The 22,512-nt window shown below is 68.5% G+C and carries 23 protein-coding genes; 17 read left to right on the top strand and 6 right to left on the bottom strand.

The window, feature by feature from the left end; genetic code table 11:
* Window positions 1-2 precede the first annotated feature (2 nt).
* Complete coding sequence (locus H7K45_RS17425; protein WP_263997150.1) at window positions 3-605, bottom strand: TetR/AcrR family transcriptional regulator; 603 nt, start codon at window positions 603-605, stop codon at window positions 3-5.
* Between the two features lie 121 nt (window positions 606-726).
* On the opposite strand from H7K45_RS17425, the gene H7K45_RS17420 reads away from it, so the two are divergent.
* Window positions 727-1,764, top strand: a complete 1,038-nt coding sequence (locus tag H7K45_RS17420; RefSeq protein ID WP_263997149.1) for an aldo/keto reductase — start codon at window positions 727-729, stop codon at window positions 1,762-1,764.
* Here the strand turns inward: H7K45_RS17420 and H7K45_RS17415 are convergent.
* The gene (locus H7K45_RS17415) at window positions 1,761-2,741 is read right to left on the bottom strand and encodes a 2-hydroxyacid dehydrogenase (RefSeq protein WP_263997148.1); all 981 of its coding nucleotides are present in this window, start codon (window positions 2,739-2,741) and stop codon (window positions 1,761-1,763) included. The genes H7K45_RS17420 and H7K45_RS17415 overlap by 4 nt on opposite strands.
* Window positions 2,742-3,049: 308 nt before the next feature.
* Between H7K45_RS17415 and H7K45_RS17410 the strand changes: the two genes are divergently transcribed.
* The 11 genes from H7K45_RS17410 (at window position 3,050) to lhgD (ending at window position 15,241) form a co-directional block, all read left to right on the top strand.
* Entirely contained in the window at window positions 3,050-4,603 is a 1,554-nt protein-coding gene (locus H7K45_RS17410) for an ABC transporter substrate-binding protein (RefSeq protein WP_263997147.1), read from the top strand.
* A gap of 15 nt (window positions 4,604-4,618) precedes the next feature.
* Window positions 4,619-5,548, top strand: coding sequence for an ABC transporter permease (locus tag H7K45_RS17405; protein ID WP_263997146.1), 930 nt, complete (start codon window positions 4,619-4,621; stop codon window positions 5,546-5,548).
* 12 nt (window positions 5,549-5,560) lie between these two features.
* Window positions 5,561-6,553 carry an ABC transporter permease gene (locus H7K45_RS17400; protein WP_263997145.1) on the top strand — a complete coding sequence of 331 codons (993 nt, stop codon included), beginning with the start codon at window positions 5,561-5,563 and terminating at the stop codon, window positions 6,551-6,553.
* Window positions 6,550-7,581: an ABC transporter ATP-binding protein gene (locus tag H7K45_RS17395; RefSeq protein WP_263997144.1), complete on the top strand. Its 1,032-nt coding sequence runs from the start codon at window positions 6,550-6,552 to the stop codon at window positions 7,579-7,581. Before H7K45_RS17400 ends, H7K45_RS17395 begins: the two co-directional genes overlap by 4 nt.
* Complete coding sequence (locus tag H7K45_RS17390; RefSeq protein ID WP_263997143.1) at window positions 7,574-8,569, top strand: ABC transporter ATP-binding protein; 996 nt, start codon at window positions 7,574-7,576, stop codon at window positions 8,567-8,569. The genes H7K45_RS17395 and H7K45_RS17390 overlap by 8 nt, the downstream gene beginning before the upstream one ends.
* Entirely contained in the window at window positions 8,566-9,288 is a 723-nt protein-coding gene (locus tag H7K45_RS17385; RefSeq protein ID WP_263997142.1) for a sulfite exporter TauE/SafE family protein, read from the top strand. The genes H7K45_RS17390 and H7K45_RS17385 overlap by 4 nt, the downstream gene beginning before the upstream one ends.
* Window positions 9,285-10,094 carry an IclR family transcriptional regulator gene (locus tag H7K45_RS17380; RefSeq protein ID WP_263997141.1) on the top strand — a complete coding sequence of 270 codons (810 nt, stop codon included), beginning with the start codon at window positions 9,285-9,287 and terminating at the stop codon, window positions 10,092-10,094. Before H7K45_RS17385 ends, H7K45_RS17380 begins: the two co-directional genes overlap by 4 nt.
* A gap of 73 nt (window positions 10,095-10,167) precedes the next feature.
* A complete protein-coding gene (locus H7K45_RS17375) occupies window positions 10,168-11,514 on the top strand; it encodes an enolase C-terminal domain-like protein (RefSeq protein WP_263997140.1) in 1,347 nt (448 codons plus the stop codon).
* 3 nt (window positions 11,515-11,517) lie between these two features.
* The gene (locus H7K45_RS17370) at window positions 11,518-12,495 is read left to right on the top strand and encodes a 2-hydroxyacid dehydrogenase (protein ID WP_263997139.1); all 978 of its coding nucleotides are present in this window, start codon (window positions 11,518-11,520) and stop codon (window positions 12,493-12,495) included.
* A gap of 237 nt (window positions 12,496-12,732) precedes the next feature.
* The gene (locus tag H7K45_RS17365; RefSeq protein WP_263997138.1) at window positions 12,733-14,019 is read left to right on the top strand and encodes an acyltransferase family protein; all 1,287 of its coding nucleotides are present in this window, start codon (window positions 12,733-12,735) and stop codon (window positions 14,017-14,019) included.
* Between the two features lie 13 nt (window positions 14,020-14,032).
* The gene (lhgD, locus tag H7K45_RS17360; protein WP_263997137.1) at window positions 14,033-15,241 is read left to right on the top strand and encodes an L-2-hydroxyglutarate dehydrogenase; all 1,209 of its coding nucleotides are present in this window, start codon (window positions 14,033-14,035) and stop codon (window positions 15,239-15,241) included.
* Here the strand turns inward: lhgD and H7K45_RS17355 are convergent.
* Complete coding sequence (locus H7K45_RS17355; RefSeq protein ID WP_263997136.1) at window positions 15,182-15,724, bottom strand: MarR family winged helix-turn-helix transcriptional regulator; 543 nt, start codon at window positions 15,722-15,724, stop codon at window positions 15,182-15,184. The two genes, lhgD and H7K45_RS17355, sit on opposite strands and share 60 nt — an antisense overlap.
* A 90-nt stretch (window positions 15,725-15,814) precedes the next feature.
* Between H7K45_RS17355 and H7K45_RS17350 the strand changes: the two genes are divergently transcribed.
* Entirely contained in the window at window positions 15,815-16,186 is a 372-nt protein-coding gene (locus tag H7K45_RS17350; protein ID WP_263997135.1) for a DoxX family protein, read from the top strand.
* A 10-nt stretch (window positions 16,187-16,196) separates the two neighbouring features.
* On the opposite strand, the gene alc is transcribed toward H7K45_RS17350, so the two are convergent.
* The 3 genes from alc to H7K45_RS17335 all read right to left on the bottom strand — a co-directional run bounded on the left by alc (window position 16,197) and on the right by H7K45_RS17335 (window position 18,336).
* Entirely contained in the window at window positions 16,197-17,240 is a 1,044-nt protein-coding gene (gene alc, locus H7K45_RS17345; RefSeq protein ID WP_372512570.1) for an allantoicase, read from the bottom strand.
* 18 nt (window positions 17,241-17,258) lie between these two features.
* The gene (locus tag H7K45_RS17340; RefSeq protein ID WP_263997134.1) at window positions 17,259-17,780 is read right to left on the bottom strand and encodes a 2-oxo-4-hydroxy-4-carboxy-5-ureidoimidazoline decarboxylase; all 522 of its coding nucleotides are present in this window, start codon (window positions 17,778-17,780) and stop codon (window positions 17,259-17,261) included.
* 67 nt (window positions 17,781-17,847) lie between these two features.
* The gene (locus tag H7K45_RS17335; protein WP_263997133.1) at window positions 17,848-18,336 is read right to left on the bottom strand and encodes an inorganic diphosphatase; all 489 of its coding nucleotides are present in this window, start codon (window positions 18,334-18,336) and stop codon (window positions 17,848-17,850) included.
* A gap of 136 nt (window positions 18,337-18,472) precedes the next feature.
* Between H7K45_RS17335 and dacB the strand changes: the two genes are divergently transcribed.
* Genes dacB through hpt form a run of 4 tightly spaced genes read left to right on the top strand, consistent with a single transcriptional unit; the run spans window position 18,473 to window position 22,508 of the window.
* Entirely contained in the window at window positions 18,473-19,876 is a 1,404-nt protein-coding gene (gene dacB / locus H7K45_RS17330) for a D-alanyl-D-alanine carboxypeptidase/D-alanyl-D-alanine endopeptidase (RefSeq protein ID WP_263997132.1), read from the top strand.
* Window positions 19,873-20,931 (top strand): Rv3626c family coenzyme F420 biosynthesis-associated protein, encoded by a 1,059-nt coding sequence (locus H7K45_RS17325; RefSeq protein WP_263997131.1) that lies wholly within the window; start codon window positions 19,873-19,875, stop codon window positions 20,929-20,931. The genes dacB and H7K45_RS17325 overlap by 4 nt, the downstream gene beginning before the upstream one ends.
* Entirely contained in the window at window positions 20,910-21,884 is a 975-nt protein-coding gene (gene tilS / locus H7K45_RS17320) for a tRNA lysidine(34) synthetase TilS (protein WP_263997130.1), read from the top strand. The genes H7K45_RS17325 and tilS overlap by 22 nt, the downstream gene beginning before the upstream one ends.
* A 36-nt stretch (window positions 21,885-21,920) precedes the next feature.
* Window positions 21,921-22,508, top strand: coding sequence for a hypoxanthine phosphoribosyltransferase (hpt, locus tag H7K45_RS17315; protein ID WP_263997129.1), 588 nt, complete (start codon window positions 21,921-21,923; stop codon window positions 22,506-22,508).
* Window positions 22,509-22,512: the final 4 nt, after the last annotated feature.

Below are 22,512 nucleotides of genomic sequence, written 5' to 3'. Positions count from 1 at the left end.
CATCACCCGTCACCCGTAAGACCCGAACCGCCGCCCACCTGAGGACCGGCGAGGAGCCCGTCGACGAAGACGCCGACCATCCTCGCGTTGAACTCATCGTCCTCACCCGGTGCCGGAATGCACAGCAGGCCAATGGCATACAGGACGTCGGTCGCACTCACGTCGTCACGGACGTCGCCCCGCCCACGCGCCGCGTCGAGCAGGGCGCCGACGACCGGACCCAGGCGCTGCATGAAGTAGGCGGCCAGTGCGTCGAAGGCCGGGTCGCCCTTGTGCAGGGCCGCGGCCAGCCCGTCCTTGGTGGCCAGCAGTTGGGTGTAGCGATGCAGCCATGCGATGAGGGCACCACGCGGCGCGTGGACCTCGGTCAACCGGGGCCCCGCATCGGCGCACGCGTCGATCTCGCGCTCGAGCACCGCCTTGACCAAGTCCGAGCGCTGGGGGAAGTGACGGTAGAGCGTTCCGACGCCGACGCCCGCCAGGTCGGTGATCTCCTTCGCCGGTGCGTTCACGCCAGACGCCGCGAAGACGGCTTTGGCTGCCTCGAGCAACGATCCGAGGTTGCGTTGCGCGTCCGAACGCCGACGCCGGGGCGGCTCGCCCATGGTCGTCCTCCGTCCAGGCCTTGTCTAACCGGAAAGTATTTCCGTATAGTTCCGGAAAGCGATTCCGATTCGACTACGGTACCTCGTCGGCCCTCGGCATCGCGACGACTGGAGGTCACCCGTGCACTACCGCCCTCTCGGCAGGACCGGCATCATGGTCAGCCCGTACGCTCTCGGCACGATGCTTCTCGGCGCGTCGATCGGCAATCCCGACGTCGACGACTCGATCCGTGTGATCCATCGCGCCCTGGATGCCGGAATCAACCTCGTCGACACCGCGGACGCGTATTCGCTGCCGCCCCAGGGGTCCTCCGAGATGGTGGTCGGGCGGGCCCTCAAGGGACGCCGCGGCGAGGTGGTCCTCGCGACCAAGTTCGGCCGCCCCATGGGGGAGGATCCCAACCGGCGAGGCGCCTCACGACGTTGGATCATGACCGCGGTCGAGGAGTCGCTACGTCGTCTGGACACCGACTACATCGACCTCTACCAGATTCATCGACTGGATCCCGAGACCGACGTCGAGGAAACGCTGTCGGCGCTGTCGGACGTCGTGCGTAGTGGCAAGGTCCGCGCGATCGGCTCGTCCAACACGCCGGCCTCCGTCATGGTGGACGCCCAGTGGGTCTCGGAGCGGAGGGGGCTCGAACGGTTGCGCACCGAGCAACCGCCGTATTCGATCCTCAACCGGGCGATCGAGTCCGAGGTGCTCCCCGTCGCCCAACGCTTCGGGATGGGCGTGCTGGTCTGGGGTCCCCTCGGGCAGGGAATGCTCACCGGCCGCGTCCGGCGGGGTAAGCAGACCGATCTGGTGCGGGCCGGTCTGATGAAGGTGTTCGGCGACGAGCGCCGACTCGACGCCGTGGAGAAACTCGTCGTCCTCGCAGAAGAGGCCGGCTTGCCGTTGAGCCATCTCGCGATGGCCTTCGCGATAGCCCACCCCGGCGTCACCGGCGCACTGCTCGGGCCCCGCAACATCGAACAACTCGAGGGTCTACTGGCCGGTCTGGAGGTGACGCTGTCGAACGAGATTCTGGACCGCGTCGACGAGATCGTCCCGCCGGGAACCGACGCCGGCACGCTGGACCAGGCGTATGTGCCTGCGGCCATTCGTGATTCGACGCTACGGCGCCGACCGGTCGACGCCAGGGCCGGTGCCTAGCCCGTGACGGCGACCGCCGGCTCGACGACGGGGGTGATTAGCCGGCCCGAGGCCAGGAACTCGTCGAGATTGCGCAACGTCAAGGCCTCCATCGCGGCCCTGGTCTCGACGGTGCCGCTGCCCACGTGCGGCAGCAACACCACGTTGTCGAGGCCCATCAGTGCCTCGGGCACGTTGGGCTCGTCGGCGAAGACGTCCAGGCCGGCGCCGGCGAGCCGGCCCTCGACCAGGGCGGCGACCAGCGCGGTCTCGTCGACGACGCTGCCGCGGGCGATGTTCACCAGATACCCCGACGGCCCGAGCGCCTCGATGACCTCGGCGTCGACCAGTCGCTGGGTGCCGCTGCCACCCGCTGCGGCGATCACGAGGACGTCCACCCGACGCGCGAGTTCGACCGGTGACGAGACGTAGGCGTAGGGCACGTCGGCCTTCTCGGTGCGGTTGTGGTAGGAGATGGCACAGCCAAATGCACTGAGTCGCTTGGCGATTGCCGAACCGATCCGGCCAAGGCCGATGATGCCCACACTCCGGTTGCTCACCTGGTGGGTAAGCGGAAAATTGCCCGAGGCGGGCCACTTGCCGGCGCGCACGTAACGATCCGAGGCGGAGAAGCCGCGCATGACGTCGATCGTCAGGCCTACCGCAGTGTCGGCGACGCAGTCGGTCAGGACGTCGGGGGTGTTGCTCACGCCAACGCCGCGCGCGGCGGCCGCGTCCACGTCGGTGGTGTCGTACCCGACGCCGAAGTTGACGATCGCGCCCAGATTCGGCAGCGCGGACATCAACTCCTCGTCCACCCCGGTGCGGCCCGACGTCACCACGGCGGTGATGCGCGCACCGTGCGACGACAGGAATTCCGCTCGCTCGGACGGGTCCTCCGGAAGCAGGGAGGCCCCGTACGACTCGGACAGGGTCTGCTCCAGGGAGGTCTTCAGCGGTCCGACCTGCAGGACGGAGTGGTTCTCGGGGGTGCTCATGATGCGTTCCACGCTACGACGACCTGCGGATACCCGTCCAACGCCGAATTAGCATGGACTAATGCCCAAGCTGAATGAGCGGGCGTTTCGGTGCACGGCCACGGTATCGGCGGGTCGCGGAGACACGCGTATGCGCACGTCACGGCTCGTTTTCGATCGGCCAACGCGAGGCTGAATTCGCTTCGGCACCGCTGTTGAGGCGTGTGGAGCGGGGTTGACGGTGCTGAAACGGCGTCCATACGGTGTGTCTGCGATCACACGTCGCATCCACATACGTGGACGTCACATCGGCAGCCCCCGGAGGACACATGAGTTCGAGAGCGGCCCTCGCCGTTGGCGTGGCGGCACTCACCGTCGCCACCAGCGGTTGCACCGTCGCGAATTCCGGCCGCGGCGGGTACGACCCCGGCACGCTACGCATCGTCCTGTCACAGGAACCGCCGACGCTGGAGCCATGCGAGAGTTCGCTGACGTCGACGGGAATCGTCGTACGCTCCAACATCACCGAGCCGCTGATCGAGCGCGACCCCAACTCCGGAGACCTGCAACCGCTGCTGTCCACGGGATGGCGCCAGACCTCGCCCACCGAATGGACCTTCGACATTCGTACCGGCGTCACGTTCTCCAACGGCGCTCCCTTCACCGCCGCCGACGCCGCGTTCGCCGTCGACCGCGCCGTCAACTCCGACCTGCAGTGCAACGTCGACGGTTACGTCTTCGGCGACGAGAAGCTCGAGGTGGCCGCCCCGAACGACACCACGCTGACCATCGGTACCGAGAAGCCAGATCCGATTCTGCCGCTGCGGATTTCGTTCGTCGAGATCGTGCCCCGGTCCACCAGCATGACCGAGAAGGTCCGCGAGCCCATCGGCACCGGGCCCTATGCGATCGCCAACTGGGATTTCGGGCAGAAGTTGACGTTGGCCCGCAATCCCACCTACTGGGGCACCAAGCCGGCCTTCGCCCGCGCCGAGTATCAATGGCGCAGCGAGGGCAGTGTCCGCGCAGCGATGATCACGAACGACGAGACCGACGTCGCCACGAGCCTGGGCCCCGAGGACGGCGCCGGCGATCTCGGCGTCCCCTTCCAGAACAACGAGACCACGGCGTTGCGCATCCAAGCGACCCAACCGCCTCTCGACGACATCCGGGTGCGGCAGGCGATCAACTACGCCGTCAACCGCACCGGCATCGTCAAGGCGCTGTTCCGTGGCCTCGGTGAGCCGGCGTCACAGCTCATCCCGTCGGGCGTCGTGGGCTACAACGACCAATTGCCGCTGTGGCCGCACGACGTCGAGAAGGCGAAGGCTCTCGTCGCGGCTGCCAAGGCCGACGGGGTGCCGGTCGACGAGCAGATCCGGTTGATCGGACGCACGGCGCAGTTCCCGAAGATCGCCGAGACGATCGAGGTGATCCAGAGCGAGCTCACCGACATCGGTCTCAACGTCAAGATCGAGATGATGGACACCGCAGGCCAACTGCAGTACCAGTTGCGCCCGTTCCCGGCGAACACCGGTCCCTATCTCCTGATGATCCAGCACGGAAACCAAGCCGGTGACGCGGCCTTCACGATGGACCAATACATGCTCAGCGACGGTCCGCAAGCCGCGTACGGCACGAAGGCCTTCGACGAGAAGATCCGGGCCGCAGAGACTCTCACCGGTGAGCCACGCCAAGACGCCTTCGCGCGACTGTTCGCCGAGGAACCCGAGGAGATCATGCAGATGGCCTACCTCGCCCACATGAAGGGCATCCTGGGCAAGTCTCCTCGCGTGGACTACGTACCCAACTCCGCGACGGGTGACGAGATGCGTCTCGCCGAGATGACGCCCTCCGGTACCGACCGCACCGACGCTCAGTAGCCAGGAAGGCCTCCCATGTTCCGCTTCGTCAGGCGCCGGATGTACACCAGCGCAGTGCCGTTGATCATCGTGCTACTCGGGGTGTTCCTCCTTGCCCGGCTCACCGGTGATCCCACCAACCTCTACATGTCCGAGTCGGCGACGCCCGAGCAGCGGGCGGCCTTCGCGGCGAAGAACGGCTTCGACCAGCCGATCCTGACCCAGCTCGGCGACTACTTCTCCGGTGTGGCGCACTTGAATTTCGGGACGTCGCTGCGGACCGGAGAGTCGGCCTCGGAGATGGCCTTTCGCGCCTTCCCGGCGACCCTCCAGTTGGCGTTCGCCACGATGCTGCTCGCGGTCGTCGGCGCCGTTGTCATCGGCTGCTGGGCAGCCTATCGGCCCAACTCCCTGGCCGACCGGTTCTCCAGCCTGCTGTCGATGACGGCGGCGAGCATCCCCGACTTCTGGTTCGCCATTACCGGCGTCTGGCTGTTCGCCGTCCTGCTGGGCGTGCTGCCGACATCCGGCGTCGACGACGGCGTGCTGTCCTGGATTCTGCCGGTCGCCACCCTGATGATTCGTCCGCTTGGTGTACTCACCCAAGTGGTTCGTGGCGCAATGGTTTCCGCGTTGTCGGCGCCGTACGTCCGCCTGGCCCGCAGCAAGGGCGCGGGCGACCTTCGGGTGGTCACCCACCACGCGCTGCGCAACGCCGCCGCCCCCGCCCTGACCGTGGCGGGCGACCTCACCGTCGGCCTCGTCAACGGCGCCGTCGTGGTCGAGGCGATCTTCGGCTGGCCGGGCATCGGCAAGTTGATGATCGACGCAATCCTGCAGCGCGACTTCGCCGTCCTGCAGGCAGCGGTCCTGCTCACAGCGGTGAGCATCTTCGTCCTCAACATCGCCATCGACGCCTGTTACGCGCTGCTCGACGCACGCGTACGGGAACCGGCACGAGTCTAAGGAAGTCACGCGATGAGTACTCAACTCGACCTGGTTCCCGTCAAGCCGACGACCGCGATCGTCGGCGAGGCCGGTGAGGGTAAGGCCAAGAAGCCCGGGCGGGCGGTGTGGTTCCGGCTGCTGGCCAACGACCGCGTCGGCGCGTGCGCGGCGGTGGTACTGGCGCTGGTGTTCCTGACCGCCTTGTTCGGGCCGATGCTGCTGGGCCACGTCGCCACGACCATCGACCTGGACAACTCCAATCAGGCACCGTTCACCCTCGCGCACGGGTGGGCCAACGTGCTCGGCACCGACCCGCTGGGACGCAGCATGCTGGCTCGCCTGATCGTCGCGAGCCGGACCACCCTGTCGGTGGCCATTCCGGCAGTCGTGATCTCGGCGGTCGTTGGCTCGCTGATCGGCATGTGGGCCGGCTACTACCGGGGCTGGCGGGAGACGGTCGCCATGCGCGTGGCCGACGTCATCATGAGCTTTCCCTCGCTGTTGCTTGCCGTGGTCGTGCTCTACGTCTTCTCACCCAGTGCCGCGAACATCGTTGCGGTGCTTGCCCTCACTCGCATCCCGGTCTACCTACGCACGGCGCGCGCCGAGTCGGCCGAATTGCAGAGCCGGCTCTTCGTCGACGCGGCCCGCACCTTCGGCGCCAGCGCCTCGTCGATCATCGGCCGGCACGTACTGCCGATCGTCCTGCCGACGCTGCTGACCGTCGCGACGCTGGACTTCTGCTACGTCATGCTGGCGGAGAGCTCCCTGAGCTTCCTCGGCATCGGCATCCAGCCGCCCGACGTCAGCTGGGGCCTGATGGTCTCCCAAGGGCGCACCTACCTGAACTCGGCCTGGTGGCTGTCGTTCTTCCCGGGCCTGGCCATCGTCATCACCACCGTGTCGGCGACGATCCTGGCCGCGTGGGCCCGCATCGCGACCGACCCCGGTCAGCGGTGGCGCCTCACCGTTCCGCAGAAACGCCTGTCCCGCTTCGCCAAGACCGCAAAGGCACTCCCATGACCGCGATCGCAGAACATCCGTCCTCCGACGTCGTCGACGCCGATCCGGCCCTGCGGGTGGACGGCCTCACCGTGGACATTCGCACCATCAGCGGCACCGTGCGCGCCGTCGACGGGGTGACCTTCGAGGCGCGGCGAGGCGAGACGCTGGCGTTGCTCGGCGAGTCCGGCTGCGGGAAGTCGATGACCGCCACCGCGCTGGTCGGCCTGCTCGAACCCGTCGCCGAGGTGACGGCAGGACGGGCCGAACTCACCGGCCGCGACGGCGTCGCCGACCTGCTGGCCGTCGACCGCAAGACCCGCCGCAAGCTGGCGGGCACCGAGCTGGCGATCGTCTTCCAGGACGCGCTGACCGCGCTCAACCCGCTCTACACCGTCGGCACGCAGCTCGCCGAACCGTTCCAAATCCACCACGGCATGAAGGCCCGCGAGGCGAAGGCCAAGGCGGTTAAATTGATGGCGCGCGTCGGCATTCCGCAGCCGGAGACGCGGCTGGACTCCTACCCGCACCAATTCTCCGGCGGCATGCGGCAGCGTCTGCTGATCGCGATGGCGGTGGCGCTCAACCCACGGGTGCTAATCGCCGACGAACCGACCACGGCGCTCGACGTGACGGTGCAGGCGCAGATCATGGCGTTGCTGCGCAGCTTGCGCAGCGAGTACGACATGGCGGTCGTGCTGATCACCCACGACCTGGCGCTCGTGGCCGAGGAGGCCGACCGGGTCGCCGTCATGTACGCCGGCAACGTCGTCGAAACCGGCTTGGTGGCAGAGGTGTTCGCCAACCCACGGCACCCCTACACCCGTGGGCTGCTGGACTCGGTGCCCGTCAACGCGGTTCGCGGTGACGAGCTCAAGTCGATCGGAGGTTCCCCGCCCGATCTGCACTCCATCCCGAAGGGCTGCGCCTACCAGGACCGCTGCCCGCTGGTCGCCGACGTGTGCCGCACGTCGAAGCCCATTCTCGCCGTCGTCGGCGACGGACACCGGTCCGCGTGCCACTTCCCTCAGGAGGTCGTCAGTGTCTGATCAACTGCTCCAGGTCCGTGACCTCCGCAAGACCTTCCGGGTGCCGGGGAGCAAGTCGGGGCTCACGGCCCTGGACGGCATCACCCTGGAGGTCGGCCGGGGTGAGACCCTCGGTCTGGTCGGTGAATCCGGATGCGGCAAGTCGACGTTGGCCCGAACCCTGATGATGCTCGAACGTCCCGATTCGGGCAGCGTCTCCTTCGACGGGGTCGACCCGTTCACCCTGCGTGGCAAGGAACTGCTGACGTTTCGGCGTCGTGTGCAGATGGTGTTCCAGGACCCCTACGCGTCGCTGAATTCCAGGATGAGTGCCGCGGACCTCGTCGCCGAGCCGTGGCGCACCCACGAGGCGATGTACTCGTCCCGGGGTGAGCGCGACGCCAGGGTGCGCGAACTACTGGATCTGGTCGGGCTGGGCGCGAAGGCCGCGAACAAGTACCCGCAGGAGTTCTCCGGCGGCCAGCGCCAGCGCATCGGCATCGCTCGTGCCCTGGCATTGGACCCCGACGTCGTCATCTGCGACGAGCCGGTCTCGGCGCTGGACCTCTCGGTGCAGGCGCAGGTGCTCAACCTGCTCAACGATCTGCAGCGGGAACTGGGCATCTCGTATGTGTTCATCTCGCACGATCTTTCGGTCGTGCGCCACGTCGCCGACCGCGTGGCCGTGATGTACCTCGGCCGCATCGTCGAATCCGGACCCACCGACGCGGTGTTCGACTCGCCAAGCCACCCGTACACCGCCGCCCTGATGTCGGCGGCACCCACACTCGACGCGTCGCACCGCAAGGAGCGCATCCTCCTCAAGGGTGAGGTGCCCTCGCCGCTGAATCCGCCGTCGGGATGCCGTTTCCGGACTCGATGCTGGAAGGCGACCGACGTGTGCGCCACGGAGCGGCCCCCGCTGGCGGTCGACCCACAGTCCGTCACCCACGGCGCCGAATGCCATCACCCACTGGTCGGTGAACCCGCACTGTCGGCCAGCGCGTGAGTGGTTCGGGTTTCGCGGTGGTGTCGGTCGCCGTTCTCTTCGCCTCGTGTCTACAGGCGTCGATCGGGTTCGGCATGGGCATGCTGGCCGCACCGATCGTGGCGATCGTCGACCCGACCCTGATACCTGGCACGCTGATCATGCTCGCGGCCGCCGTGACGCTGGCCGTGGCGGTGCGGGAACGCACCGCGATCGACTTCTCCGGCACGGGTTGGGCCTTGGTGGGCCGGGTGCCGGGAACCGTACTGGGCGGGCTGCTGCTGCTCGCCATACCCGAACGCGCACTGGCCATCTTGATCGGTTGCGTCGTGCTCTTCGGCGTCGCCTTGACCAGCCTCGGCTGGGTGCCGGTGCCGCGGCCGCGCAACCTGATGCTCGCCGGCGCGACGTCGGGGGTGCTCGGGACGGCCACCGCGATCGGCGGGCCGCCCATGGCCCTGGTGTGGCAAGGCAATTCGGGCCCCGCGCTCAGGGGAACCATGAGCGGCTTCTTCCTCGTCGGGTCGATCCTGTCCATCGCGGTACTCACCGTGACGGGGGCCGTGCACGCCGACACCGTTCGCACCTTCGCGATGTTGATCCCCGCGATCGTCGGCGGATACGTCCTGTCCCGATACGTCAACGGCTGGCTCAACCCGGCCCGGCAGCGGTGGACGGCGATCGGCATGTCGCTCGCCGGTGCCGCCGCCCTCATCGTCCACGAGGTGGGAGTGTCATGACCGCCAACGATCAGTCCGACGTCGCCGTGCGCAAGGTGAAGTCCGCCGTACGCACCGTCGAACTCCTCGAATATTTGGCCGCCCGGCCTGACCGACCCGCGCGGATCAGGGAGATCAGCGACGCACTGGACATGCCCCGCAGCAGTGCCCATGCACTGTTGCGGACCTTGATGACACAGGGCTGGGTGCGATCGGATGAGACCGGCACTCTGTACGGCATCGGAGTCCGCGCGTTACTGGTCGGCACCAGCTATCTGGACGGCGATCCGTACTTGTCGACGATCGCGCCGTTTCTCGACGACCTTCGTCACGAGCTCGACGAGACCTTCCACCTGGGCCGGTTGGACGGCCTCGACGTGGTCTACCTCGCCACCAGGGAATCCCGGCAGTATCGACGGACGGCGAGCCGGGTGGGTCGCCGACTGCCCGCCCACGCCACGGCATTGGGAAAGGCGTTGCTGGCCGACCGTTTTGGCAGCGAGCGGGACCGGCACGTGCCTGACGTGCTGACGGCGATCACCCCGCACACCACGACCGACCGCGACGTGCTCTCCGAGCAACTGGAGACGGCCCGCATCCGCGGCTACGCGACCGACGACCAGGAGAACACCGACGGGGTGCGGTGCTTCGCGGTGGCGCTGGGATACCGCAGGCCCGCCCAGGACGCGATCAGCGCCTCGGTACCCGTGTCCCGGTTGACCCCTGAGCGCGAACGGCTGATCGTCGAGGCTCTGTGTGCCGTCGGTGACAAGGTGACCCGGGTGCTGCGCCCAGTCGCCAACGGCGACAAGTGGTTCGCGCAATGACATCCACGTCGAGCATCAATCCATGCGATAACAGTGTTGGACGGGTGTCGACGGCCGTTTGTAGGCTGGCCGCATGAGGCCGTCGCGCACCCCCGTCGTCACCGCCATGAGAGTGGTGCCCATCGCCGGTCACGACGGCATGCTCCTCAACCTCAGCGGAGCCCACGGCCCGTTCTTCACCCGAAACCTGCTGATCCTCAACGATTCCGACGGCAACGTCGGGGTTGGCGAGGTGCCCGGCGGCGAACCAATTCGTCGCACTCTGGAAGACGCCCGACTCATCGTCGAGGGACGCAGCATCGGTGAGCACCACGCCGTCCTGGCCGACATTCGCCGCACGTTCGCCGCGCGGGATGCGGGGGGACGCGGCCAGCAGACCTTCGACCTGCGGGTCACCGTGCACGCGGTGACCGCCGTGGAGTCGGCGTTGCTCGACCTCCTCGGCCAACACCTCGAGGTGCCCGTCGCAGCACTTCTCGGGGAGGGGCAGCAGCGTCGGCGCGTGCAGGCACTGGGCTACCTCTTCTTCGTCGGCGACCGCACCAAGACCGACCTGGCCTACCGGTCGCCGTCGGACGAATCCGCCGACGCCGACGAATGGCAGCGCCTACGTCACGACGAAGCGATGACGCCCGACGCGATCGTCCGGCTGGCCGAGGCGGCCCGCGATCGCTACGGGTTCCGCGACTTCAAGCTCAAGGGTGGCGTGCTGCCCGCCCCGGACGAGGCCAAGGCCGTGATCGCACTAGCCGACCGGTTCCCCGACGCGCGAATCACCTTGGATCCCAACGGTGGTTGGTTGCTCGACGACGCCGTGCGCACATGCCGCGAACTCGACGGCGTGCTGGCCTACGCCGAGGATCCGGTGGGCCCCGAGGGTGTCTTCTCCGGCCGCGAGGTGATGGCCGAGTTCAAGCGCGCCACCGGATTGCGCACCGCCACCAACATGATCGCCACCGACTGGCGTGAGCTCGGACATGCGATCCGGGCCGGCGCCGTCGACATCCCGCTGGCCGATCCGCACTTCTGGACCATGGCGGGTTCGGTACGCGTCGCGCAGCTCTGCGACGCGTGGGGCTTGACGTGGGGATCGCACTCCAACAACCACTTCGACGTGTCGCTGGCGATGTTCACCCACGTTGCAGCCGCCGCGCCAGGAGAGGTGACCGCCATCGACACCCACTGGATCTGGCAGGACGGGCAGCGGATCACCAAGCGGCCCTTCCAGATCGTCGACGGGTACCTCGACGTGCCGGACGCACCCGGGCTCGGAGTCGAGCTCGACGAGGACGAGGTGGCCGCCGCCCACCAGCTCTACCTGACCGAGGGGCTTGGCGCGCGGGACGACTCCGTCGCGATGCAGTACCTGAGCCCAGGGTGGGCGTTCGATCCCAAACGACCCGCTCTGCAACGGAACTGACCGATGAAGGTATTGCTGGCCGACGCCAATCTGGCCCCGCACCGGGATCGGTTCACCGCGGCCCTCCCGTCCGGCGTGGAGGTGCTGTGGCGCGCCGGGCGTGACCCGCTGACCCTCGTCGAGGACCTGCGCGACGTCGAGGTCTACGTCGGCAGCAGGTTCACCAAGGCGATGGCGGACGCGGCCGAGAAGTTGCGGCTGATCCACGTCGTCGGCGCGGGCGTCGACAAGGTCGACCTCGACGCAGTGGCGCCGGGCGTCCGGGTCGCGAACACGTTCCACCACGAGCGCTCCATCGCGGAGCACGTGCTCGCCGCGGCGGTCGTGCTGCGCCGCGACTTCCTGGCCCAGGATCGGGCGCTACGTCGCGGCGTGTGGGCGACGTCGGTGTACGACGACTCCATCGGCCAACTGCCCACCGTGGGTGACGCGCGGGTGGGCTTCGTCGGGTTCGGTCACATCGGGCAGCGCGCCTGGGAATCGTTCCGCATGCTCGGCTCCCGCGGTGCGGCCGTGACGGGATCCGGTCGGGTGGATGCCGCGGCGCACGGGCTGGCGTGGGCGGGGGACGTCTCGAGGCTCGACGAGCTGCTCGCCGAGTCCGACGTCGTCGTGCTCTCGGCGCCGCTGACGCCGGCCACCGAGGGGCTGATCGGCCGCCGGGAACTGCGGGCCATTGGCCCGGACGGGGTGCTGATCAACGTGGGCCGCGGGCCGCTGGTCGACGAACGGGCCCTCTACGAGGCGCTGCGCGACGGCGTCCTGCGGGCAGCCGCAGTCGACGTCTGGTACCGCTACCCGACGCCGGACGGTCAGTCGACCCCCAGCGAGCTGCCGTTCCACGAGCTTGCCAACGTGCTGATGACACCGCATTCCTCCGGCGTCACCTCGGACACGTTCCGAGGTCGATCCGACGACGTTGCCGCCAACATCGGGCGGCTGGCTCGCGGCGAGCCGCTGTTGAACGTCGTCCACGGGTAGCCCTGAGCAAACGCCTCCCGACGTGGCAGGGGACGGCCAGCAATCCCGCTGCCTGTCGTTATGCGAGGTGATATGCATATCGACGGCGGCCAAGCTATCCTTTTGCGGTCGACTGGCCGGAACCGCCCCCCAGGTTCCGCTCCGCCATTTTCCGACGGCTCCCACCCGGGGCGACGCCACCGCGGCGTCCGGTGGGTGGACAATGGCGGGGACCGAGCGATCAGGTTTGGAGATCCGATGTCGCAGGACGTGACCAGTGCCACGCCCACCCCAGGCACCCCTGAACCGGCGTCGACCCGGCCGCGCCGGGCGCGCATCATCGGCCTCGACGGCGTCCGCGGACTGCTGTGCCTGAGCATCGCCATCACCCACATCACGGGGCACTACTCGCCGAAGACCGCGGCCACCTGGCAGACGAACGTCTTCGGATTCTCCCTCGTCTACTTCTTCGTGCTCAGCGGTTTCCTGCTGTCACTGCCGTTCATCCGCAACCTGTTCAAGGAGCGCGCGGCGGCCACGCTGCCCAACGTCACCGATTACGCGGTGCACCGTCTGGCGCGGATCATGCCCGCCTACGTGCTGATCTTCTTGTTCGTGAACTTCGTGCTGCAGGTGTCCTACGTGCAGAACCCCGCGCTGCAGCCCCTTGGCACCGAAGACGGCACCGGAATGATCACCGATCCGGGGATGCTCATCGCGAACCTCACGCTGACGCAGTCCTACTTCCCGGCCTACATCCAGACGGGCATCAACCCGTCCTGGTCGCTGACGCTGGAGTACGCGTTCTACGCAACGCTGCCCATGCTCTTCTACGTCGTCTTCGCCCTCCGCAAGCGACTGTCTGTGAGCCCGCTGGCGATGGCCACCTGGGTGCCGTTGTTCCTGCTCGTCGTGGGGCTCGTCGGCCGGGCGCTCATCCCGGTGGTGTTCGCCCACGCCGGCACCACTGACTTCATGCTGCTGAACTGGGGACCCAACTGGGCCGCGGTCTACACCAAGAGCTTCCTGACCAACGCCGACAACTTCGCCCTCGGCATGCTGGCCGCCGTCACCTTCGTCGCGATCGAGCGGGGTGACGTGCCCGAGCGGCTGAGCCGCCGCGTCCGCATGCTGAGCACCCTGGCGATCCTGCCGGTGCTGCTGGGCTGCGGAGTCCTGCTGGTGTTCGCCAGCCAGTTCGTCACCGCTGGCGTCGCCGTCATCGCGGCCTTGATGATCCTCGTCATCGTGGCACCGCTGGCGCGCCACCAGAAGTCTCGGTTGGCGAGCGCGCTGGACTTCCGGCCGATTCGGTTCGTCGGCGAGATCTCGTTGTCGGCCTACCTGTGGCACTTTCCTGTGCTGCTGATGCTCGGCCGGATCGGTTGGATGGCCGGTGACACGCTGCCGGGGATGCTCCGGAACATCGTGCTTGCGCTGGCCGTCACCATCCTCGCCGGCGCCGTCACCTACTACCTGATCGAAAAGCCGGCCATGAACTACGCCAAGCGCATTCGCTCCAAGAAGAAGCCCGCACAGGTCTGACGGGCCGCCGAACATGACTCGGTATCGCTACTGCGTCATAGGCGCCGGCATCGTTGGGCTGTCCACCGCGCATCACCTCCTGGCCGCCGAACCCGACGCCACGGTCGTCGTCCTCGACGCCGCACCGTCGGTCGCCGCCCACCAGACCGGGCACAACAGCGGAGTCATCCACTCGGGCATCTACTACGAGCCAGGAAGCCTCAAGGCGACCTTCTGCAAGGCGGGCGAACGGGCCACCAAGGAGTTCTGTCGCCGTCACGGCATCCCGTTCGACGAATGTGGGAAGCTCATCGTCGCGACGACGCCCGACGAGGTGTCGCGGATGGCGGCGCTCGAGGAGCGGGCCGCGGTCAACGGCATCGACTGCCGCCGGATCGGCCGCGAGGAGCTCGCCGACCTCGAGCCCAACGTCACCGGGCTCAGTGCTCTGCACCTGCCGCGAACCGGCATCGTCGACTACCGGTTGGTGTCGACGACGATCGCCGATTTGATCCGTGCCGCGGGGGCGAGCGTACTGACCGACCAGCGGGTCGTCGCGATCGCCGAAACCGCTGGGGGAGTGACGGTGTCGACGCGGTCGACGACGCTGACGTGCGACCGTCTGGTGGTGTGCGGCGGGTTGCAGGCCGACCGGCTCGCCGAGATGGCGGGCCTGACGGTGGACGTGCAGATCGTGCCGTTTCGCGGCGAGTACTTCCAACTGCCGCGCTGGCGAGCGGGATTCGTGCGGCGCCTGATCTATCCGGTGCCCGACCCGGAACTCCCGTTCCTCGGGGTGCACCTCAGCCCCACCATCTCCGGTGACATCACCGTAGGGCCGAGCGCCGTGCTCGGGCTGTCCCGCGAGGGCTACCCGAAGTTCTCGGTCGACGCCCGCGACGTCGCGCGGATGGCGAGGTTCCCCGGGCTCTGGCGCGTGGCGCGAGCCAATGCGAGGCTCGGCGTCAGGGAGGTCGGCAACTCTTTGTTCATGCGGCGGTATCTGCGCGAATGTCGGAAGTACGCACCGGAATTGACCGTCTCCGACCTGCTACCCCACGAGGCGGGCATCCGCGCGCAGGCCGTTCGCCGCGACGGCACGTTGGTCCACGACTTCGTCGTCGAGCGGACCGACCGCATGATCCACGTGCTGAACTCGCCGTCGCCGGCCGCGACCGCCGCGTTACCGATCGGGCGGCACCTGGCCGGTCTCGCCTCCGCCGCAGTCGGCCATCAGCCCTGACATTCCGTCGTCGAGTCCCGCGCCGATGCTCTCGCAGATGGCGCCGAGTTGCGAAACTTGTTCCGGCGTAAGGCGATCGATGACCAGCGCGCGGGCCGATGCGACGTGCGCCGGGGCGGCGTCGGCGATCGTACGGAAGCCCTCGTCGGTCAGATGCGCCTCGGTGAGCCGGCCGTCGGTCGGGTGCGGCCTGCGCTCCACCCACCCGCGGCCCTCCAGTCGTGACACCACGTGCGAGAGGCGCGACATGGAACCGTTGGTCACGACCGACAGTGCCTTCATGCCGATCGACCTGGTGGGTTGATCGGAAAGCGCTGCCAGGACGTGATATTCGTACAGCCGCAGGTGAGAGTCGCTGCGCAGCTGGGCGTCGAGCTTGGCGGGCAGCGCCACTAGCACTTGCATCAACGCCATCCACGCGCGGAGCTCGTCGCGATCGAGCCAGCGAGGCTCGTCTCCTCCGGTGCTGATGGCGTCGCCCATGGGACGAGGTTAGGACAATTGAGTTGACGCTTCAAGTCATCGGATCTATCGTTGGTTGAAGCGTCAAGTCACACGAGATGAGGGATGGTCATGAACGTCGTGTTGTGGATACTCGCCGGGATCTTGGCTCTGGCCATGGTGGGCGCCGGGTCGCTCAAGCTGATCACGCCCAAGGACCAATTACCCGACAAGGGAATGGAACTCGGCGAGCTCCCTGCCGGGGCCATCAAGGGCATCGGTGCCCTCGAGGTGCTCGGCGGCATCGGGCTCGTCGTCCCCGCTCTCGTGAACGTCGCGCCCGTGCTCGTCCCGTGGGCCGCCACCGGAGTCGCCGTCGTGATGGCCGGCGCCGTCGTCTTCCACCTGCGCCGCAAGGAGGTCACCGGTGCGCTTCCCGCCGTAGCGCTCCTGGTGGTGGCGATCGTCGTGGCCTGGGGCCGCTTCGGCACCTGGGCCTTCTGAGGGCCGAACCTTAGGCGCTGGCCGCCCAGTCGTCGCGGATCTGCTGCAGACCGTCGTCGGTCAGAGTGCCGAACAGCCGCACCCGCGCCATGCCGCCGTCGGGGTAGACGTCGAGCCGCGCCTCGGTGACCGGCCGGTCGTCGGCGATCAGGAAGCGGTGTCGGGTGTCTGGCCGCAGCTCGGCGGCCGGCATGATCTCGAACCAGTCGCCGTCGCCGTCACGTCCGGAGAGCCTGCCCACCCCTGGCGCGTTGCCCAGGAAGTACGAGGTGTCCAGCTCGGCCACCCGCAGCGTGCCGCGGCCCGCCAGGTGCACCTGCACCCAGTCGTTTCCGGTGTCCCGCCGACGCGAGGTCTCCCATCCGTCGCCCATCGTCTTGGCGTTGCCGGGGAGTAGGAGATTGTTCGGGGAGCTGTAGAACATGTTGGAGCAGGCGGTGATTCGCCCGCCGTTCTCCAATGCCGCCAGGTCGATCGTCATGCCCTCGGCGAAGTCCGGATCCAGCAGCCCCTCGCCGTGCACGCGGAACCGGGCCACGCCGCCATCGGGGTAGATCGACAGGCGCACGTGCGACCACCGTCGTGACGAGTCGACCGCGAAGGGGTTGTGGGTGTCGCCGTTGACCCCCGAGCGGTCGACCAGCGTCGTCCAGTCGGTGCCCTCGACCAGCTCGTCGACCGAGGGGTAGCCCGCCACGAAGGCCCCCTCCACGGAGATGGTGGGCGGGTAGTTGCCGGTGAACCAGGCGGTGTCGACCACCACGCCGCGAACGATGCCGGGCACGCCCAGCCGCACGATCGCGGCGTCGTGGGCATCCGGATGCAGGTCACGCCGGCGGCGCGTCTCCCACCCGTCGTACACCTGTCCCTTGTGCCCGAAGGTGGCGGGCCGGAACTCGGCCGGCCGTGGCTTGATCAGGTTCTCCCGCTCGGCGAACAGTTCGTCGTTGGCCCACACCACGGCGCCGCCTGCCGGTCGGGCGGCCAGATCTGGCAGGGAGAGGAAGTGCGAATGCTTCCGGGTCTTCTCAGGCGGGATGCTCACGGGGTACAACCCTAGTGAGCGGCCCCGCTACCAATTCTGGTAGCCGCCCTCCGGGCCGAGCATGCGCTCCAGCCGCGACCGGTTGATCTTCGCCAGCTCGTTGCGCACGACCTTGCGCTCGGTCTCGACGTCGTTCTGCAGGCGATCGGCGATCGTGTCCAGGACGGCTTGGGCGTCCAAACCCCCCACGTACATCACGAAGCCGAAGCCCCACTTGGCGGCGTACCTTCTGGCGGTCTGCGAGAGCTCGGCCATGACGGCCTCGTCGTCGTGCCACAGCGCGCACTGTTCGGCCTGGCTCTTCTCACTGCGCGGCCGACTCCCGAGCTCGGGGCAGGCGTCGAGGATCTGGTCGATCGCCGACTCGGGCAGGGAGAACAGCAGCGCGTCAGCCCTTCGGAAGAGGCTGTCGTGGATCGGGTAGGGCCGACCGTAGCTCAGGTGCCGGGCCAACGTCATGCTGTTGCAGCACTCGTACAGCGCGTGCACGGCCTTGCTCTCGGGCAACGCGTTGAACGCGTCGAGGCCGATTCCCTGGTGTAGCAGCACACCCCCAGGATGGAAGCCCTAGGACACGAGCAGATTACCGAGTGTTACGTCGGTGCTAAATCAGGTCCTAATGACCCTCGGACGTGAACCGCTCCACCGACCGCTGCAGCTCGGCCTCGGCCTCCTCGCGGCCCGCCCAGTCGGCGGCCTTCACGAACTTGCCGGGCTCGAGATCCTTGTAGTGCACGAAGAAGTGCTTGATCGCCTCGAGCTCGAACGGCGGCACGTCGGCCAAATCCTGAACGTGGTCCCACCGCGGGTCGCCGGCGGGCACGCACAGCAGCTTGTCGTCTCCACCTGCCTCGTCGGTCATCTTGAACATCGCCACCGGCCGCGCCTCGACGATGCAGCCGGGAAAGACGGACTCGGGCAGCAGCACCAGGGCGTCCAGTGGATCGCCGTCCTCGCCGAGGGTGTTCTCGAAGAAGCCGTAGTCAGCGGGGTAACCGAACGCCGTGTAGAGGTAGCGGTCCAGCTTGACCCTGCCGGTCTCGTGGTCCACCTCGTACTTGTTGCGCGATCCCTTGGGGATCTCGATGACGACGTCGAACTGCACCGCCGGCTCCTTCTCGTCTGCAAAGCGTCATGGGGTCGTCAGGTGACGACGCGGGTCAACCATAGACGAGCGATACCCTGCACTCGTGGGGTCTGCGCGGCAGCCCCACCGAAACAGGAGAGCGATCATCGGACCCATGGCGCCCACTCGGTGGCGGCGATCCACCCACGTGTGGGTCGGCGTCGTGGTGTTGCTTCTGGTCGCCGTGGTGGTCGCCGTCGCCGCGGTGGCCACGTCCCGCGGCAGTACCGCCGCCGAGCCGACGGTCACCGTCGCGCCGCGGCCGTCGCCTGCGACCGCGGCACCGGCGGTGACCGAACTCGCCGACTCGGCGCCCGCGCCGACGGCCGCCGGGCTCGCGGCGGTCTTGGCGCCGCTGGTCGCCAACCCCGATCTGGGCGTGTTCACCGGCCGGGTCGCCGACGCTAGGACGGGCACGCAACTGTGGGCCCAGGGCGCGGGCACGCCGATGCAGCCCGCGTCGACCAACAAGGTGCTGACTGCGGCGGCCGCCCTGCTGACGCTGGACCGCGACGCCCGGCTGACGACGACGGTGGTCGCACCCGACCAGACCGCGTCGCCCGGGGTGGTGGTGCTCGTGGGGGGTGGGGACCCGACGCTCTCTGCCGCACCCAAGAACGTCGACCCCTGGTACCGCGGCGCGGCGCGCATCTCCGACCTCGCCGATCAGGTGCGCACGTCCGGCGTCGCACCCAAGGTCGTACAAGTGGACGCGACCGCCTACAGCGGCCCGACGCTGGCGCCGGGGTGGGATCCGCTCGACATCGACGGCGGCGACATCGCCCCGATGGAGGCGGTCATGCTCGACGGGGGCCGCACCCAGCCGGTGAGCGTCGACTCGGCCCGCTCCACCACCCCGGCCCTGGACGCCGGCCGTGCCCTGGCGGTCGCGCTGGGCCTGAACCCGGCGACCGTCACCCTGCGCACGTCACCGGTGCAGGGCAGGCAAGTCGCGGCCGTGCAGTCCCCGCCACTGATCGAACGGCTGCGCCAGATGATGAGTGAATCCGACAACGTGATGGCCGAGTCGACCGGGCGCGAGGTGGCCGCCGCGGTCGGCACACCGCAGAGCTTCACCGGGGGTGTGTCGGCGGTGCTCGGCCAACTCGCCAAGGCCGGCGTGGACACCGGCGGCGCGACGCTGCAAGACTCCAGCGGGCTGTCGGTCGACGACCGCCTCACGGCCGAGACGCTGGACGAGGTGGTCTCCGCGGCGGCGGCCAACACCACCCTCGACGACCACGACCTGCGCCCGCTGGTCGACCTTCTGCCCATCGCCGGCGGCAGCGGCACGCTGTCCAACCGGTTCACCGACACCGACGCCGGCCGCGACGCGCTGGGGCTGCTGCGGGCCAAGACGGGGTCGCTCACCGGCACCAACGCGCTGGCGGGTTTCGTCACCGACGACAGTGGCAGGGTGTTGACGTTCTCACTGATCTCGAACGACGCGGGGCCGACGGGGCGCACCGCGATCGACGCCGTGGCCGCGGCGCTGCGGTCCTGCGGGTGCAACCGATGAGCGCGGTCACCGTCGGCAACGCCGTCGACTGGGAATTCGCCGCCACCGTCGGGGCCAAGCTGGTCCGCCCTGCGCCACCGGTCACCGACTACACCAAGCGGCAGGCGATCGACCAGTTGGCGACCTCCGCGCGCGCCGCCGAGGGCCCGGTGCGCGACGTGACGGGTCTCAACGAGGGTGCTGCGATCACCGACGCCCGCATCGTCGACCGCGCCGAATGGGTCCGCGCGGCAACCGAATCCATGCGCGCCATGACCACGAGTGGTCAGCCCAAGGGTTCCGGTGGCTCGGGTGGCTTCCTCGCCCGACGGGTCACCGGGGCGCAGACCGGCGCCGTGCTGGCGTTCGTGTCGTCGGGGATCCTGGGGCAGTACGACCCCTTTTCGTCAGACGGCGGCGAGCTGCTGCTGGTCTATCCGAACGTGATCGCCGTGGAGCGTCAGCTGAGGGTGTCACCCGCGGACTTCCGCCTCTGGGTGTGCCTGCACGAAGTCACCCACCGCGTCCAGTTCCGGGCCAATCCCTGGCTGGCCGAGCACATGTCGTCCTCCCTGGCGGTCATCACCGACGAGAGCGGGCAGGAACTCACCCAGGTGGTCGGGCGCCTCGGTGAGTTCGTCCGCAGCCGACGCACATCTGAAGGGCAAGCCGCGCAACCGAATTCGGAGGGCATGATCGGATTCCTGCGTGCCATCCAATCCGAGCCGCAGCGCAAGGCGCTCGACCAGCTGCTGGTCCTCGGCACGTTGCTGGAAGGCCACGCCGATCACGTGATGGACGCCGTCGGCCCCAAGGTGGTGCCCTCGGTGGCGGCCATCCGCCGGCGGTTCAACGAACGTCGGCAGCGCAAACAGCCTCCGCTGCAACGCATCCTGCGTACGCTGATGGGCTTCGACGCCAAGATGAACCAGTACACCCGTGGCAAGGCCTTCGTCGACCACGTGGTCGGCGAGGTCGGGATGGCCGCGTTCAACACCGTCTGGACGAGTCCCGAGACACTGCCGCTGCCAACGGAAGTCGACGAGCCGAACCGATGGATCGCCCGGGTTCTGTAGGGACGGTCCGCGCGGCGGTCGAGGCGTTCGCCCGAACGCACTGCGCCGCCGACGAGAGCTGGTGCGTTGCCCTCTCCGGTGGCGCCGACTCCTTGGCGCTGACCGCGGCCGCAGTCCGCGTGCGGCCGACGGTCGCCCTCGTCGTCGACCACGGCCTGCAGGACGGGTCCGGCACCGTGGCCAGCGCGGCTCGAGACCACGCGAGAAGGCTTGGCTGCGTCGACGCCCGCGTCATCCGCGTCGAGGTGGGCGCCAGTGGCGGGCCGGAAGCCGCCGCCCGCGCCGCCCGGTACGCCGCGCTGCAGGACGCGCGCGGCGACGCTCCCGTCCTGATCGGACACACGCGCGACGACCAGGCCGAGACCGTGCTGCTCGGCTTGGGCCGGGGGTCGGGGGCGCGGTCGATCGCCGGCATGCGCGCATACGACCCGCCGTGGGGCCGGCCATTGCTGGGGCTCGGCCGGTCGGTCACCCGCGGGGCCTGCGAGGAGTTGGGGCTCACCCCATGGCAGGACCCCCACAACGACGACCCTCGGTTCACCCGCGTGCGGCTGCGCCACGAGGTGCTGCCGCTGCTGGAGGACGTGCTCGGCGGCGGCGTGGCCGAGGCGCTGGTCCGCACGGCCGCCAGCCTCCGCGAGGACACCGACGCGCTCGACGAGCTGGCCGCAGTCGCGTTGGCCACCGCGGCAACGGGGACGGGCGCCGGCTCCCGGCTCGACGTGACCGCCCTGACGGGGTTGCCCGCTGCGCTGCGCCGCCGCGTCATCCGGCAGTGGCTGCTCGCCGGTGGCGGCAGCGGTCTGACCGACGTCCAGATTCGGTCGGTGGACCGCCTCGCCGTGGACTGGCGCGGTCGCGGCGGCGTGGCAATCGGATCGTCGTTGCAGCGGCAGCGGCTGTTCGCCGACCGCCGCGGCGGTGAGCTCATCCTTCGAACCGAGCCGGTCTAGTTGGTCGCAGCTGCGGTGACGTGGCACGCTGTTGCCGTGCCCGAGCCAACAGCCGCGGACCCGTATCCCGGCGACATCCAATCGGTTCTGCTCGCCGAGGCCGATGTTCAGAAGAAGGTGTCCGAGCTGGGCGCGCTGCTCGGGGAGCACTACCGCGAGTCGGTCACGGAGAACGGGCAGGACCTGCTGCTGGTGACGGTGCTCAAGGGTGCAGTCATGTTCGTCACCGACCTCGCGCGCGCGATCCCGCTGCCCACGCAACTCGAGTTCATGGCGGTCAGCTCGTATGGCTCGTCGACGTCCTCCTCGGGCGTGGTGCGCATCCTCAAGGACCTCGACCGCGACATCAACGACCGTGATGTCCTCATCGTCGAGGACATCGTCGATTCCGGGCTCACCCTCAAGTGGCTGCTGCGCAATCTCGCCACCAGACATCCTCGGTCTCTGAAGGTCTGCACGCTGCTGCGCAAACCCGATGCCGTGCGGGTCGACCTCGACATCGACTGGTGCGGCTTCGACATCCCCAACGAATTCGTCGTCGGTTACGGGCTCGACTACGCGGAGCGGTACCGCGATCTGCCGTACATCGGCACCCTGGATCCGAAGGTCTACGAGACGCCCTAGGGCT

Source organism: Mycobacterium yunnanensis, assembly GCF_025823185.1.
In the GTDB taxonomy this organism is placed as follows: domain Bacteria; phylum Actinomycetota; class Actinomycetes; order Mycobacteriales; family Mycobacteriaceae; genus Mycobacterium; species Mycobacterium yunnanensis.
This window is presented reverse-complemented; position numbering and strand designations above follow the sequence as displayed.

Bases quoted from the DNA above. Each gene is read 5' to 3' on its own strand.
- H7K45_RS17375 (WP_263997140.1), top strand. From the start codon at position 10,168: ATGAGGCCGTCGCGCACCCCCGTCGTCACCGCCATGAGAGTGGTGCCC.
- lhgD (WP_263997137.1), top strand. From the start codon at position 14,033: ATGACTCGGTATCGCTACTGCGTCATAGGCGCCGGCATCGTTGGGCTG.
- H7K45_RS17380 (WP_263997141.1), top strand. From the start codon at position 9,285: ATGACCGCCAACGATCAGTCCGACGTCGCCGTGCGCAAGGTGAAGTCC.
- H7K45_RS17370 (WP_263997139.1), top strand. From the start codon at position 11,518: ATGAAGGTATTGCTGGCCGACGCCAATCTGGCCCCGCACCGGGATCGG.
- dacB (WP_263997132.1), top strand. From the start codon at position 18,473: ATGGCGCCCACTCGGTGGCGGCGATCCACCCACGTGTGGGTCGGCGTC.
- H7K45_RS17415 (WP_263997148.1), bottom strand. From the start codon at position 2,741: ATGAGCACCCCCGAGAACCACTCCGTCCTGCAGGTCGGACCGCTGAAG.
- H7K45_RS17395 (WP_263997144.1), top strand. From the start codon at position 6,550: ATGACCGCGATCGCAGAACATCCGTCCTCCGACGTCGTCGACGCCGAT.
- H7K45_RS17410 (WP_263997147.1), top strand. From the start codon at position 3,050: ATGAGTTCGAGAGCGGCCCTCGCCGTTGGCGTGGCGGCACTCACCGTC.
- H7K45_RS17400 (WP_263997145.1), top strand. From the start codon at position 5,561: ATGAGTACTCAACTCGACCTGGTTCCCGTCAAGCCGACGACCGCGATC.
- H7K45_RS17365 (WP_263997138.1), top strand. From the start codon at position 12,733: ATGTCGCAGGACGTGACCAGTGCCACGCCCACCCCAGGCACCCCTGAA.
- H7K45_RS17350 (WP_263997135.1), top strand. From the start codon at position 15,815: ATGAACGTCGTGTTGTGGATACTCGCCGGGATCTTGGCTCTGGCCATG.
- H7K45_RS17325 (WP_263997131.1), top strand. From the start codon at position 19,873: ATGAGCGCGGTCACCGTCGGCAACGCCGTCGACTGGGAATTCGCCGCC.
- tilS (WP_263997130.1), top strand. From the start codon at position 20,910: ATGGATCGCCCGGGTTCTGTAGGGACGGTCCGCGCGGCGGTCGAGGCG.
- H7K45_RS17425 (WP_263997150.1), bottom strand. From the start codon at position 605: ATGGGCGAGCCGCCCCGGCGTCGGCGTTCGGACGCGCAACGCAACCTC.
- H7K45_RS17405 (WP_263997146.1), top strand. From the start codon at position 4,619: ATGTTCCGCTTCGTCAGGCGCCGGATGTACACCAGCGCAGTGCCGTTG.
- H7K45_RS17355 (WP_263997136.1), bottom strand. From the start codon at position 15,724: ATGGGCGACGCCATCAGCACCGGAGGAGACGAGCCTCGCTGGCTCGAT.